Genomic DNA, 14,038 nt, shown 5'->3' on the forward strand with positions numbered 1-14,038 from the left:
TAAGGCTCTAGTTGAGATTATTTTTTTCCTCACTCTGGGCCGTTTTCTCCATAGATAGCATCGAGAGATGGCTCAAGAGAGGTGCCGGACGCAACGCTGTGGTTTACATCAAAATAGAACTCGCTGATCCTTAAGTCTTTGAAGTTTTTTTGTTTTAATTTGTTGGCAAAGGCAGCAACAATATCGCTATTTCCTTGTTGTGTGGCGCCGGTGAGAACAAGCTTAGTTGGCATGTTGCGATTTATGGCGCGTCGATCATCAATCATTGTCCAGATCTCAGCTTGTTTATCCCAAAAAGCGCCATCGTAGGACAATATATTGTGAAAAGTGGGTTTCAAAGGGTCGTCCAAAAGTAGGGCTAAACCTGACATGAGCCCTCCATAGCTATAGCCTTGTAAGGTTCGGTTATTACTATCAATACGGTAGTTCCCTTCCAGCTCAATAACTAAATCTTCACGTAAGAATTTAATATAGTCTTCAGCATTTGGAAGAGTGTAGTCGAAAGCGCGACGGCCGCCGTCTTCTATGGCTACTAAAATAAGCTGACGACCTGCGTTGGCTATAGCTTCGGTCCACCCCTGCCAGCCCCATTGGCCGTCAGTCTTGATAAGCAGGGGGTAGTTGCGATTACTGCTTGAATACGTCGATGGTAGATAGACGTGATAACGATACTTGTAATTGGTTTCGGCAGAATAAATACGCTGATTTAGAATGAGTTGTGAACCGTCATCCCAGACTATAGGGCTTGGAGAGGCTGTAGGTGATGGCGATGCCGCTGGAGATGGCGACGCTATAGGTGAAGGTGAAGCTATAGGTGAGGGCCTAAAAAGTTCCGGCAGTTCAGTTTTTCCAGCACCTCCGCAGGCAAGTAGCATCGACCCTATGGCTAGCACTAATAAATGTTTGAGTATGCTCATTACCCGCAATCCTTGCGTTTGTATTATTTATATTTTTGCATTGTGGACTATTAAACACTAGGCGTCATTAGTTCGTGCTGGCCTAGCTAGCATCCCTATTTTTTTTGGTATGCCGAGGGGGGGGAAATGCCTATGTTATGAATAGGCTTGATCAGCTACAATGCGCGCCTTTAAGATCCGATCGAGAGTCATCATGCTAAAAGAAACTGCTTTGGTTAATTTACACCGTGAACTTGGTGGCAAGCTGGTTGATTTTGGTGGCTGGAATATGCCTTTGCATTACGGCTCGCAAATGGAAGAGCATCATCAAGTGCGCAAACATGCGGGCTGGTTTGATGTGAGCCATATGACGGTGATCGATGTTCAGGGTGACGATGCGCAAGCCTATTTACAGTATCTGTTGGCTAATGACGTAGCTAAGCTCAAGCAAGTTGGTAAGGCTTTATATAGCGGCATGCTCAATGAGAAGGGCGGCGTCATAGATGACTTAATTGTCTACCTTATGGATTTTGGTTATCGAGTAGTTGTTAACTGTGCAACGCGTGAGAAAGATTTGGCTTGGATGAATAAGCAAGCCGAAGCCTATAACGTGGAACTTGTTGAGCGTGATGACTGTGCGATGATTGCTGTTCAGGGGCCAAAAGCCAGAAGCATAGTGGATTCATTGATCGCTGTTCCTGAGCTTGCTGTTTTTGTCGGTGCTCTTGTGCAGGTTGACGATGAAGTGTTTTTTGTGGCCCGTACTGGCTATACCGGTGAAGATGGCTATGAAATTATGTTACCCGCAAATAAGAGTGAGGCATTTGCGAGGCAATTGACAGAAGCCGGTATTATCCCTTGTGGTTTAGGTGCCAGAGATACCTTGCGTTTAGAGGCTGGTATGAATTTGTACGGCCATGAAATGGATGACAGCGTTAGTCCTCTTGAGGCTAATATGGTTTGGACTTTAGCTATGCAGCCTGAAGCTCGGACTTTTGTTGGGCGTCAAGCTTTGGATGAGCAGCGTTTAGCTGGGCCAATTAATAAATTGGTTGGTTTAGTGATAAAGGGTAAAGGTGTGCTTCGCGCGGAACAAGAAGTGCTTATGAACGGATCTGATTTAAAGGGAGTGATTACCAGTGGTAGTTTTTCTCCTACACTTGCAACATCGATAGCATTGGCCCGTGTGCCTGTTGAGTTTGAGGGTGAGTGTGAAGTAATGATTCGCAATAAAGTGATTGCAGTTGAGTTAGTTAAACCGTGTTTTGTGCGCAATGGCGCCAAAGTATTTTAAGAATTAGAACTATTATTGAGGCCTTACTATGAGTGAATTACGAGACGAGCTGAAATACCTAGCGAGCCACGAGTGGGCCCGTGTTGAAGCCGATGGTACTGTAACTGTTGGTATTACCGACTTGGCGCAAGAAGCATTAGGTGATGTGGTTTTTGTTGAATTACCAGAGGTTGGATCGGAAGTCGTGGCGAATGCTGAAGCCGGCGTTGTTGAAAGTGTTAAAGCGGCATCAGATATATTCTCCCCTGTTAGTGGAGAGGTCATTGCCATTAATGAAGTGCTTGAAGAGGCTCCTGAAACCGTTAATGCTAGCCCTTATGATGACGGTTGGTTTTTTAAAGTTCAGCCAACGGAGTTGGGTGAACTTGATAATGCTTTAGATGCTGAGGCTTATAAGGCTGGCGCCGAAGACTAAATTTCTATGCTGTACAAAAAAAGGGCTCTTAATTAGAGCCCTTTTTTGTTTTTGCTGTTTAATTAGCTTACTAGAGGCTTGTACTAAAATTTGCCTAGTACTTTTACATCTGCAGTTACTGATGCCGCATCAACATAGCCTATTAAATTAGGATTGCCTGCGACTTCTGCGATTACTGCGGCATCGCCATCAAGCTCTTTAGGTGGCGTTCCCTTCCCTGTAAAAACCAGTTTTGACCAATACGCTTTGATTTGGCTGTTGCTTTTATTTAGCACTGCACGATTAAAACCGCTAGCCGCACCGCTGCCATCTTTTTGGTTGACGGGGGTGGCGTTTACGCCGCCTATCTTTTTCGTTTTACCTAGATAAAGACGTTCAAGTTCTTTTACATCGGCCGCACTGATGCTGGAACTGTTAGAAACAATGACGGCTACTTCGGCACTGCTGCTAGCACAAAAGCCAACAAGGCCTAAAATTAGAATTAACTTTTTCATTATTAGGCCTCCTTAAAATACGGTGTCGACAACAAAGCGATATATTTGACCGCTGGCGTCGGCGTCAGTGGCGTCATCAATATCTGATACTTCCAGTTTAAACGCAGCTCCCGGTGTGAAATCCCAGCGCATACCAACGGTATTGGTGGTTCTATCCGTGGCCACAAAGTTTTGGGCAAGGCCATCAACAGCCATGGCCATGCCTGCTGTTTGCGCGGCTAGTGTGGGGCCATAAATGGCAGGGTCTAAGACCGTAATTGTATCGGCAATATCTGCTGCATCATCGTTGGCTTGGGACTGAGTAACGTGCAGCATGACAGGTCCAAATGTATAACCCACACTTACATAAGCTCTGTTCTGTTGACCTAGAGGGCCTGAATCCGCTTTAAGCTGAGTCATTTCTGCTACAACAAGCAAGTTATTCCATTCAACTTTTACACCCATTTCATCAAATGTGAAGCGCTCATCTTGCACACTGAGATTATTGGCGGCTTGGGTATAACCTGGGTCATTTAAACCTGCGCTCATAGCGTTAAGTGCGTCTTGTAAATCACCAATAGTACCTATGGCTGGGTCAACATAGACATTTTCTAAACCGTTAAAGCTCACTTTTTGGGCTTCATGATGGCTGAGGCGCAAAGTGAGCCATTCCCAGTTAAAGGTTAATGCCAGACCGGCTTGATCACGGATGCGGGTGTCTATTTCTTCTCCTCCTTGCGTAAATCCGCTGTTAATCGAACCTACGTAAAACTGGGTGGTTAAATCAATGCCTGCAAAGGAGCTGTTATTAACGATATCAATACCGTCAATACTATCTGCAGGCAGAGAATAAACATCGCTTGGTGGGCTAATCCAGTGGTAGGCATAACCGACTTCGAGAAAATCTGAGTATAAATAGAAGGGGGTTCGAAAGCGTCCGAGTCTTAATGTTGTGTTGTCTGTTGCGGCATAAGAAAGGTAGGCCCAAGCCATTTCGGCCTTCATATCTTCTGTGCCACGCGCAACTAATTGGCCTGTTGCTGAGAGCTTGTCACTAATAGAGCCCTTAAGTTGAAGGCCCAAAATGGTTTCGTTATTGAAACTCAGGTCTTCATCATAACCGGCGAGACCATCTTCACTGGCCATACCGCCGCCTGCGCTCATAAAACCGTTCCATTGTAAATCTGAAGCGAGCGCAAGTGGTGCACAAAGCCCTAAGCATACGCTGCTTGCCAGAGCGTATGCTCCGTTGAGTTTGCCCATGGTGTTTCTCCTTGAGGACGTAAAATCAGACATTAAATTGGCTGGTGATCTGCCGTAGTTGATTTGCTTGAGTTGCTAGGGAGTCGCTGCTGTGTCCGAGAGCAGCCGTTTGGGTATCGGCTTTTACTGCAATCTCATCGACGAGTTCGACGTGATGTAGAATTTTTTGCGCGAGTTCTTTTTGCCCTTCGACGGCTTGCGATACTTCGGCGCTAACATTTTGAATATTGTCCATTGAGTGGGCAATAGATTGAAGCTGATCACTAGCCTTGCGGGCTTCATTGACCGTAGAGTGCGCCTGCTCTGTGCTGCTGTTCATTGAGCTTACGGCCCGCGCTGCATTTTGTTGCAGTTGGTTAATTAAACTGTCGATTTCTTCGGTGCTTTGCTGGGTTTTGGATGCGAGTGAACGCACCTCATCGGCAACGACAGCAAAGCCTCGGCCTTGTTCACCAGCACGTGCTGCTTCAATTGCGGCGTTAAGGGCGAGCAAGTTGGTTTGTTCGGCAATGCCTCGTATCACTTCCAAAATCATGCCCACGGAGCTGGTATCTTCTTCAAGTTGGGAGACGACGGTGGAGGCCTCTGCCATAGTGGCAGCAAGTCGTTCAATATTTTCAGCTGTACCATTGACCACTTGTTGGCCTTCATTAACTCGCTCGTTAGCTAGGGTTGCTTCGTGAGCAGCTGATTCGGTATTGGCGGCGACAATACCAATATTGTCATTGACTTCCGAGGCTGCTTGAGCAGCTTCATGGCTTGCGCGACGCTGTTCGGAAATATGTTCCGTGGTGTGTTCAATAATGTCATTGAGTTCATTGGCGACATCACCTAAGGGGGACGCGCTATCAATGACATCTTTAAACGTCAGCTGCAGCTTGCCCATAAAATTATTAAATTGACGAACTAGCTGGCCAATCTCATCAGAGCTGGTTTGGGGGATGCGTTTGCTTAGGTCGCCAGAGCCCTGAGCCATTTCTTTAAGCGAGTGGCGAACGGAGTTCACTTTTTGGGTAACGTTAAGGGCAACGGGGAAACCAACAATGGCAACCACAAAGATCGTGGCAATACCTATAGCAACACCAATGGTCACGGCGCGACGATTGGTGTTATTGGCATCGTCAACAAGTTCTTTCATATTGCTGCGTTGTTGTTGCTCAAGCTCGGTAAGAGCAGTTGTAACAGCTTTATAGGCTTGGGTTTTATTGGCCGCTAGATTGGCAATGTTTCCGTAGTCGGCTGTGCCCTCAACCATGCTTTTACTAAGGCTATGTGCCTGAAGGAAGTAGTTGTCGAGTGAGTTATGCAGGGTATCTAATTGGGTTTGGCTGGATAGCTCGCCAATATGGTCAATGGTTGTATCGAGCTCGTCTTTGGTTGCGACGGCGAGATCTATTTGTTCAGAGTCGCCAGTGGTTACGGCAAGCTGAAGTTGATCGTCGACACGTAAAAGCAGGTTTGATGCGGCTTGTGTTTTTAGCAGTAATGGGAATTGTATTTCGCTCAGTTGCTTGAGCTTTACTTTATTGGCATCTGCGGAATTAATATTGGCTCCAATATAGACCACAAAGCCCACCGCAGCTGTTGCGATGATCAATATGATTTTGTTGAAAATGCTGATTCTCAAACCGAGACTCCCGGATCTATCCGTGACGTTATACTTATTAGGTATAGTAAAGCGTCGGCTTGCTTGCTAATTTTATTTGCAATTGTATTTAACTGTAGTATTCGGTGTTGCCTAACCCTAGTTCTTGGATCTGTTGTTGAAGGCTTCCGAATTCATATTCACTTAAACCACAATAAAGTAGGACGGCTTCCTCAATACGATTCCATTCGTGATCCAGGTTTTGTTGGCCTAGTACTCGCGCACTTCCACAGCAGTGTTCGGCAATTTTTAAAATAGAAATGAGGGTCTTTTTAATATTATCTGCCTCATCATCTTGTAAAATTTTGAGGACATTGTGGTGCTCATGGATGGCTTCACATAGATAGCGTGGTAAATTCCAGCTTTTGCCGATGTAATAACCTACAACAGCGTGATTGGTTTTAATAAGTTCATTTTCTGTCTCGGTAATGCGTCGGTAGCCGCAGGCATAGCTTTGTTGAATCACTTCACTGTAGTTATCAACACGACTCATAAGCAGAGGGACACCTGCATTATGAAACAAGCCTAAGGTATAGGCCTCGTCGATATGAGAAAAGCCAATTTGTTTGGCGATGACGGTTGAGGTCTGTGCAATTTCCATGGCGTTATCCCAAAAGCGGCCAAGGGAAATAATGTCGTCGTCACTGAGTGCACCTTTTATAGAATGGGCATTAACTAAGTTGATAACGCTGTTTACGCCGAGTAGATTGACGGCTTGAAGAATTGAGGTAATGGTATTGCTGAGATTGTAAAAGGGGCTGTTAACAATTTTTAAAATGGCGCCACTTAAGCCGACATCTTGGGAGATCAGCTTGGCAATATTATTGATGTTGCAGTTGGGATCGAGCTGCTCCATTTGCAAGTCAACCAAGATCTGAGGTTGTGGGGGAATGCTAATTCCCTGCAGGGCGTTTTGAATTTGTTCTTGGCTGAGTTCGGATGACATGGCTCTGGCTTAGTTGGCAGACACTTTTGAGTCTAGTTCAGAGCAGGGAAGCGGCAAGTTAAATAAACACTTGCATAAGCGTGTAAATTTTTTCTAGCAGTTGTTGTTTTTGCGTTTTGGTCTGGGGGCTGATGGACGCTTTGTGTGCCAAGCTTTGAGCTTGCTCTAATGCCTGTTTTAAGGCTTGTCGCTCATGAGTGGAGTAATAGTTCAGTGCAGGATTCAGGCTGTATAACTGTGCGTGTAAATTCTCAAAAAAGTATGAGTCTATAGTCTCGTTATTAGTGCTGTAGTTTTGGCTTAATTGTATTAGGCTTTGGCTTAAGCTGGTTGTAACGGCATTATGTACGCTGTTAATTTGTTGTCGTGCGGGTAGTTTTGGCCAAACATTCGCTGGGCTCTTATCGGCCTGTAGTTTTTCTTGTAGTAATAAAAGCTCCTGGTTTAGCAGTTGACTTTGTAGTAATAGCAGTTGGCGCCGTCTATTGTTGGGTACTTCATCAATAGATCGGAATTGCTGATGTTGCTGTGTTTCGCTGAGGGTCTTTTGCTCAAGGTAGTCATTAGGGGGGCGTGAGCCTTGCTCTCCAAAGAGCATAAATTCAATCGCATAGATGCCGAGTACGACTTCTTCTTTATCTGTAAGGCCGTGTTGGTGCCTTAAGCTTTCGCTATTTAGGTTTATGCCAATGTCATGTACTAAGCCGGAATAGAGGTAGGGGCCAAAGCGGTCTAAATAGCCTCCTTGGATAGGCTTACTATTTATGTAAACAAGGCTGTTGTCGATGCTTTGGAAGAGGCTGGGTTCGAGCAGGTTTAGTTGAGTGAGGAGGTTCAAATCTTCAATTTTATTGGCGCAGTTGTGCCAAGCTTTTTGAGCTGCATACAGGGTTTCTAGCTGGCTTTTGGTAAGTAATTGATTGATCGCGTGCTGAAGGAAGCCGCAGTGTAGGCTGGCATCTTCAGTGTTTTCTCGAAAGCTAGCCCATAGGGATTGGCTTGCTTGCTCAATATTTATGTCACTCTGAGGCTGGGGGTCGCTCGCCTTCTCGCTTATTTGCTTGTCTGCTTCACAGGCGAGTAGCAAGGTGGAGGCAAAGAGAGCTAGCGCATAACCTACCAGTTGAATTCTCATAGTATCTCTCTATCTGCTTAGGCTTAGCGCAGGCTGATTATAGGCCAGCCTTTAGCTTCTGCTGTGTCAGCTAAAAATGCGTCGGGATCTACTGCTATAGGGTTGCCAACTTTTTCTAATAAAGGCAGGTCGTTGCGAGAGTCACTGTAAAAATAAGCCTCATCTAGATCGTGTTGCTGTTCTTGTGTGCTTAACCATTGTTTTAGGCGTTCGACTTTACCTTCAGCATAACTGGGTATGCCTTTGGCTTCGCCAGTGTAGCGGCCGTTAATTATCTCTCCTTCGCTGGCAAGTAGCTGCTCAATACCAAAGCGCTCAACAATGGGGCGGGTGATAAAATCGTTGGTGGCCGTAATGACTAATAATTGATCGCCCTGTTGGCGGTGTTTTTCTACCAGGGCTTCGGCTTTAGGTAGCCAAAGAGGAAGTATTTTTTCTTGCGTGAACTCGTTGTGAAGTTGTTTGAGCTCATCTTCTGAATAGCGGCTTAAAGGTTTTAGCGCAAAGCGAAGGTAGGCGTGTATATCGAGCTGGCCCTTGCAGTAGTCTTCATAAAAGCGGTCATTGTCGCGCTGAAACTGCTCGCCATCCACGAGCTTTTTTTCTACTAGAAATTCGCCCCAGCTGTGATCGCTATCGCCGGCAATAAGGGTGTTGTCTAGATCAAAGATGGCAAGTGTCACATTGGCTCCAAGGTTATTTTGGGTGGCTGTTTTGATAGGGCGCAGTGGAAGGCTAAGCAAAGTTGCTGATGCTCCACGCTTTTTATGAAACAATAGTCGTCGATTGTAACAGTTATAGGGAGAGCAAGGGTGCTCGATGCGGATGGTTTTCGCCCAAACGTAGGCATTATCCTCGTGGATCAGCAGGGGCGTTTACTTTGGACGCGACGCATTGGTGGTCAAGATGCGTGGCAGTTTCCTCAGGGCGGCATTGATAACAATGAGCAGCCCGAGAGCGCTCTTTACCGTGAGTTGATGGAAGAGGTTGGGCTCAATGCTGGCGACGTTAAGCTCTTGGGAGTGACACGTGGCTGGTTGCGCTACCGTCTGCCTAAAAAGCTTGTTCGCCCGCGAGAGCCTCAGTGTATTGGCCAGAAGCAAAAGTGGTTTTTACTAGAGCTGGTGACTGGTGAGAAGAATATAGACCTGAATGTAAGCTCTAAACCTGAATTCGATACTTGGGACTGGGTGACCTATTGGTACCCATTAACTAAGGTGGTGTCGTTTAAGCGTGAGGTGTATCGCAAGGCGCTTAAGGAATTAAGTCCTATTTATCACCGCCGTTTTGGTCAGGTTAGCGCAGCTGCACGCAGCGGGGCTCATTAATGCTTGAATCCCTGCGCCGTATTGTTCAAGAGGTTAATACCGCTCCGAACCTTCGTGAAGTGCTCAATATCATTGTTGCGCGAGTGCGTACAACAATGGAGACAGAGGTCTGCTCTGTTTATTTACGTGAAGGTGGTGAGCACTACGCTTTAATGGCTACCGAGGGGCTTAATCCTGATGCTATTGGTAAGGTCAAGCTAGAGAAGGGTGAGGGCTTGGTCGGCCTTGTTGCTGCTCGAGAAGAGCCGCTTAATTTAAATAATGCGGATTCTCACAAGGCATATCGTTACTTCCCTGAAACCGGCGAAGAAATTTTCTCCTCCTTTCTTGGTGTGCCGATCATCCATCACCGTCAGGTCTTGGGTGTTTTGGTTGTGCAGCAGCGTGATAACCGCAAGTTTGATGAAGGCGAAGAAGCCTTTTTGGTTACCATGTCTGCCCAGTTGGCTGGTGTGATTGCCCATGCTGAGGCTACCGGAGGCTTGGCGGCTATAGGTCAGAAAACAGAAGCTCGTTTCCTTGGGGTTGCTGGTGCTCCCGGTGTTGCTATTGGTCATGGTGTGGTGGTTAGCCCCCTCGCTGATCTGGACGCGGTTCCTGTGTCCCAGTGCTCAAATATTGATGAAGAGCTTGCCTACTTTTATGAAAGCCTTGAGGCTGTAAAGCAGGATATTAAAAACTTAAGTTCTCAATTGGAGAGCCGGTTAAATAAAGAAGAGCGCTTATTGTTTGATGCCTATGCGGGCTTATTGGATGATGCATCCGTAGGTGGAGAGGTCGCGGAACGTATTCGCAGCGGTTTTAGTGCTCAATATGCTTGGTCTGCTGTTGTGTTGGAGCATGTTGCGGTCTTTTCACGTATGGAGGATGCCTATTTGCGAGAGAGGGCGACGGATGTTCGCGATTTGGGCTCGCGTGTTTTGGCTTACCTTCAGCAAAGCGCAGGAGATGAAAAGACTTACCCCGATGACACTATTTTGGTGGGGGAAGAGCTAACCGCCTCTAATTTGGGAGAGGTTCCAGTTGAAAAGTTGACTGGTATTATTTCTCTCCGAGGTTCTTCTAACTCGCACGTTGCTATTCTTGCTCGCTCTTTAGGCATCCCTACGGTTATGGGGGCTGTTGACTTACCTTTTACTCGTCTTGATGGGCATGAACTGGTTGTAGATGGTTATCGCGGTGCGGTTTTTGCCGATCCAAGTGAGCAAGTTCGTGCCCACTATGAAGAGATTCTCACCGAAGATAAGCAGCTGGTCGCAAGCTTAGAGCCTATTAAGGGCCTGCCTTGTGAAACGATTGATAAAAAGCGCACAAGGCTGTGGGTGAATACCGGTCTTGTTGCCGATGCCATGCTATCTCTTGAGCGTGGTGCTGAAGGTGTAGGCCTTTATCGAACCGAAATTCCTTTTATGCTTAGGGATCGCTTCCCTAGTGAGGAGGAGCAGCGAGTTGTTTATCGTGAACAACTGAGCACTTTTGCTCCTCGTCCAGTGACCATGCGTACCTTGGATGTGGGTGGCGATAAGGCCTTACCTTATTTCCCTATTACTGAAGACAATCCATTTCTGGGTTGGCGAGGTATTCGCGTTACCTTGGACCATCCGGAGATCTTTCTCGGTCAAGTTCGCGCCATGTTAAAGGCTAGTGAGGGCTTGGATAACCTTCGTATTATGCTGCCGATGATCAGTAACGTGCCGGAACTTGAAGTTGCGTTGATGCTTATTTATCGAGCTTATGATGAGATAAAAGATGAAGGTTATGAGGTTGTGATGCCACCAGTTGGGGTCATGATTGAAGTGCCTGCGGCGGTTTATCAAATTGAAGCCATAGCTGATAGGGTGGATTTTCTTTCAGTGGGTAGTAATGACCTCACCCAATATCTACTTGCAGTTGATAGAAACAACCCGCGTGTTGCAGACCTTTACCACAGCTTGCACCCCGCTGTATTGCAAGCTTTATTGCGTATCGCTGAAGATGCTAAGGCGAAAGGGACGCCCGTATCTATATGTGGTGAGCTGGCTGGGGACCCCGCAGCGGCCTTGCTTTTGATTGGCATGGGGTATGATACCTTGTCTATGAATGCAACTAACTTGCTTAAGGTGAAGTCGGTTATCCGTGCGGTTAGCAGTGAGCAGATCCAGTATTTGCTAAAAGAGGTGATGAGCCTTACTGATGCGCAAAGCATCAATCGTCGTTTGGAAGAGGCATTTAAGCGAGCGGGCTTAAGTCGTGTTATGCGCTTTGGTGGAGATACGGGTTTTATTAATTAAGCGTTTTATTCTCTCTGTAGGCTGATTTCATTTAAGGCATGGAGTTGCAAATGTTTAGCTATCCAGAAATAGACCCTGTAGCCATTGCTATAGGGCCTTTAGAGGTCCACTGGTATGGCTTGATGTACCTTTTGGCTTTTGCTGTTGCTTTGTTATTGGGCTTGTGGAGGGCTCGTTTAAGCTGGACGGTTTTGCAGCCTAAGCAGGTTGAGGATTTGGTTTTTTACTCTGCTGTTGGTGTCATTATCGGCGGCCGCTTGGGTTATGTATTGTTCTACAACTTTCCTGCTTTTTTAGCTGATCCTCTTTGGCTTTTCCGGTTATGGGAGGGGGGGATGAGCTTTCACGGGGGGCTGCTTGGTACTGTTATTGCAATACTACTTTACGCTCGAAAAATCGGTAAGCCTTTTTTAAGGGTTATGGATTTTGCAGCTCTGCTTGTGCCTACAGGTTTGTTCTTTGGTCGCCTTGGTAATTTTATCGGGCAAGAGTTGTGGGGGCGCCCGACAGATAGTGCTTGGGGTATGGTTTTCCCCAAAGATCCTGAGCAGCTAAATAGGCATGCCTCGCAGTTGTATGAAGCTTTTCTTGAGGGCTTATTGATAGCAATAGTGCTATGGTTTTATGCCCGAAAACCAAGACCGACAGCAGCGTTAAGCTCTCTGTTTTTGATTTTATACGGTGTCTTCCGCTTTGTTGTGGAATTTTTCCGAGAGCCAGATGCGCATATTCAGTTTGATCTATTTGGTTGGATGACTCGTGGTCAAATCTTGTGTGTGCCGATGGTAGTAATTGGTTTGATCTTTTTTATAGGGGCTTATATTCATGCCAGCTCAAGTAAAGAAGAGGCTGTAACAGAATATGATGGTGCAAAAAAATGAAACAGTATTTAGATCTCTGTCAGCGCATTGTTGATAGCGGGCAGTGGGTTGAAAATGAGCGTACAGGCAAACGCTGTTTGACCGTAATAAATGCCGATCTAAGTTATGACGTGGCAAACAAGCGCTTCCCCTTGGTGACAACTCGTAAGAGTTATTACAAGGCCGCTATTGCAGAAATGATTGGCTATTTGCGTGGTTATGACAGTGCGGCGGATTTCAGAAAGCTGGGTACTAAAACTTGGGATGCAAATGCAAACCTCAATGAAGCTTGGCTTAATAACCCGCTGCGTAAAGGCGAAGATGATTGCGGTTTTATCTACGGCGCGGTTGCAAGAGATTTTCCCAAGCCTGACGGCGGCAGTATTGATTTGGTGCGTAAGGTCTATGAAAGCCTTAAGGCCGGCAAGGATGATAGAGGGGAAATCATTACGTTTTATCACCCCGGTGCGTTTCATATGGGCTGCCTGCGCCCTTGTATGCACAGTCATCATTTTTCTTTGCTGGGTGATACGCTTTATTTGAATTCTACCCAGCGCTCTTGTGATGTGCCTTTGGGGTTAAATTTCAATATGGTGCAGGTTTATTTCCTGCTCGCGATTATGGCACAGATTACAGGTCATAAGGCTGGAGAGGCTTATCACAAGATCGTTAATGCACATATTTATGAGGATCAGCTTGAATTGATGCGGGATGTGCAGTTGAAGCGTGAGCCTAAGGCGCCGCCGCAGTTAATTATTAATCCGGACATTAAGTCGTTAAAGGACCTTGAAACATGGGTAACGATGGATGATTTCAAGGTTGAAGGTTATGAATGTCACGATGCCATTCAATATCCTTTTTCTGTTTAACCTTGTTACTGAAAGCAATTTGACGATATAGGACTTGGCGGAATAAATGGAAAAGCACATTGTGGTTGCAATGGCCAAAAATAATGTCATTGGTGTTAACAACACTCTACCTTGGCATTTACCGGCTGATTTAAAGCATTTTAAAGAGCTGACTATTGGTCAGGTTATGCTGATGGGGCGCTTGACCTTTGACAGTATTGGTCGGGCTTTGCCTAAAAGAACAACAATTGTAATAACCCGTGATCGAGACTGGAGTGCCGAAGGTGTACTTGTTTGCTACTCTCTTGATGAAGCTATTGAGCTGGCGCAAGCGCGCGCTCGTGATTTAGGGTTAAATAAAATCATGATTGCAGGCGGTGCAAATATATATCGCCAGCTCATTGATCAGGCTGATGTGTTACATGTTACCGAAGTGGATCTTGATATTGATGGAGATGCCTATTTTCCCAATATCGACAAGGAAAAATGGAGGGAACTTGATCGACAGCAAAAGCCCGCAGGTTCAGAGAATCAGCCAGCTTACGCCTTTATTTCTTACGAAAAAAAGACGCTCTGAATACAAACTGAACGGGTGTTACCGTGCTGTTACCTTGTAGTCCGCGCGGAAAGTATTTTGTTACCTTTGGTTATATAGTTGGTGTTCG

General features: G+C 46.0%; 14 protein-coding genes. 7 read left to right on the top strand and 7 right to left on the bottom strand.

The window, feature by feature from the left end; all coding sequences use genetic code 11:
- Positions 1 to 29 precede the first annotated feature (29 nt).
- A complete protein-coding gene (locus AB1S55_RS05620; protein WP_370980814.1) occupies positions 30 to 917 on the bottom strand; it encodes an alpha/beta hydrolase in 888 nt (295 codons plus the stop codon).
- Positions 918 to 1,110: 193 nt separating this feature from the next.
- Between AB1S55_RS05620 and gcvT the strand changes: the two genes are divergently transcribed.
- Together gcvT and gcvH are read left to right on the top strand one after the other, a co-directional pair.
- The gene (gene gcvT, locus AB1S55_RS05625; RefSeq protein WP_370980815.1) at positions 1,111 to 2,190 is read left to right on the top strand and encodes a glycine cleavage system aminomethyltransferase GcvT; all 1,080 of its coding nucleotides are present in this window, start codon (positions 1,111 to 1,113) and stop codon (positions 2,188 to 2,190) included.
- Between the two features lie 28 nt (positions 2,191 to 2,218).
- Positions 2,219 to 2,605 (top strand): glycine cleavage system protein GcvH, encoded by a 387-nt coding sequence (gcvH, locus tag AB1S55_RS05630; RefSeq protein ID WP_370980816.1) that lies wholly within the window; start codon positions 2,219 to 2,221, stop codon positions 2,603 to 2,605.
- Positions 2,606 to 2,688: 83 nt separating this feature from the next.
- Here the strand turns inward: gcvH and AB1S55_RS05635 are convergent, their stop codons facing one another.
- The 6 genes from AB1S55_RS05635 to AB1S55_RS05660 form a co-directional block, all read right to left on the bottom strand.
- Positions 2,689 to 3,099: a phosphate ABC transporter substrate-binding protein gene (locus AB1S55_RS05635; RefSeq protein ID WP_370980817.1), complete on the bottom strand. Its 411-nt coding sequence runs from the start codon at positions 3,097 to 3,099 to the stop codon at positions 2,689 to 2,691.
- A 12-nt stretch (positions 3,100 to 3,111) separates the two neighbouring features.
- Positions 3,112 to 4,341 (bottom strand): hypothetical protein, encoded by a 1,230-nt coding sequence (locus AB1S55_RS05640; RefSeq protein ID WP_370980818.1) that lies wholly within the window; start codon positions 4,339 to 4,341, stop codon positions 3,112 to 3,114.
- A gap of 25 nt (positions 4,342 to 4,366) precedes the next feature.
- Complete coding sequence (locus AB1S55_RS05645) at positions 4,367 to 5,968, bottom strand: methyl-accepting chemotaxis protein (protein ID WP_370980819.1); 1,602 nt, start codon at positions 5,966 to 5,968, stop codon at positions 4,367 to 4,369.
- Positions 5,969 to 6,056: 88 nt separating this feature from the next.
- Complete coding sequence (locus AB1S55_RS05650; protein ID WP_370980820.1) at positions 6,057 to 6,932, bottom strand: HDOD domain-containing protein; 876 nt, start codon at positions 6,930 to 6,932, stop codon at positions 6,057 to 6,059.
- Positions 6,933 to 6,990: 58 nt separating this feature from the next.
- Positions 6,991 to 8,067: an imelysin family protein gene (locus AB1S55_RS05655; RefSeq protein WP_370980821.1), complete on the bottom strand. Its 1,077-nt coding sequence runs from the start codon at positions 8,065 to 8,067 to the stop codon at positions 6,991 to 6,993.
- Positions 8,068 to 8,090: 23 nt separating this feature from the next.
- Positions 8,091 to 8,750 carry an HAD family hydrolase gene (locus tag AB1S55_RS05660; protein WP_370980822.1) on the bottom strand — a complete coding sequence of 220 codons (660 nt, stop codon included), beginning with the start codon at positions 8,748 to 8,750 and terminating at the stop codon, positions 8,091 to 8,093.
- Between the two features lie 129 nt (positions 8,751 to 8,879).
- On the opposite strand from AB1S55_RS05660, the gene AB1S55_RS05665 reads away from it, so the two are divergent.
- From AB1S55_RS05665 to AB1S55_RS05685, 5 genes are read left to right on the top strand one after another with little or no spacing between them, the layout of a single operon-like run.
- Complete coding sequence (locus tag AB1S55_RS05665) at positions 8,880 to 9,395, top strand: RNA pyrophosphohydrolase (protein WP_370980823.1); 516 nt, start codon at positions 8,880 to 8,882, stop codon at positions 9,393 to 9,395.
- Positions 9,395 to 11,665 carry a phosphoenolpyruvate--protein phosphotransferase gene (gene ptsP / locus AB1S55_RS05670; protein ID WP_370980824.1) on the top strand — a complete coding sequence of 757 codons (2,271 nt, stop codon included), beginning with the start codon at positions 9,395 to 9,397 and terminating at the stop codon, positions 11,663 to 11,665. Before AB1S55_RS05665 ends, ptsP begins: the two co-directional genes overlap by 1 nt.
- 50 nt (positions 11,666 to 11,715) lie before the next feature.
- Positions 11,716 to 12,546: a prolipoprotein diacylglyceryl transferase gene (gene lgt / locus AB1S55_RS05675; protein WP_370980825.1), complete on the top strand. Its 831-nt coding sequence runs from the start codon at positions 11,716 to 11,718 to the stop codon at positions 12,544 to 12,546.
- On the top strand, positions 12,543 to 13,394 hold the full coding sequence (locus AB1S55_RS05680) for a thymidylate synthase (protein ID WP_370980826.1): 852 nt from the start codon (positions 12,543 to 12,545) through the stop codon (positions 13,392 to 13,394). The genes lgt and AB1S55_RS05680 overlap by 4 nt, the downstream gene beginning before the upstream one ends.
- 46 nt (positions 13,395 to 13,440) lie before the next feature.
- Positions 13,441 to 13,950 carry a dihydrofolate reductase gene (locus AB1S55_RS05685; RefSeq protein ID WP_370980827.1) on the top strand — a complete coding sequence of 170 codons (510 nt, stop codon included), beginning with the start codon at positions 13,441 to 13,443 and terminating at the stop codon, positions 13,948 to 13,950.
- The last annotated feature ends 88 nt before the right edge of the window (positions 13,951 to 14,038 follow it).

The sequence above is a fragment of the Agaribacterium sp. ZY112 genome, from assembly GCF_041346925.1.
Classification (GTDB): domain Bacteria; phylum Pseudomonadota; class Gammaproteobacteria; order Pseudomonadales; family Cellvibrionaceae; genus Agaribacterium.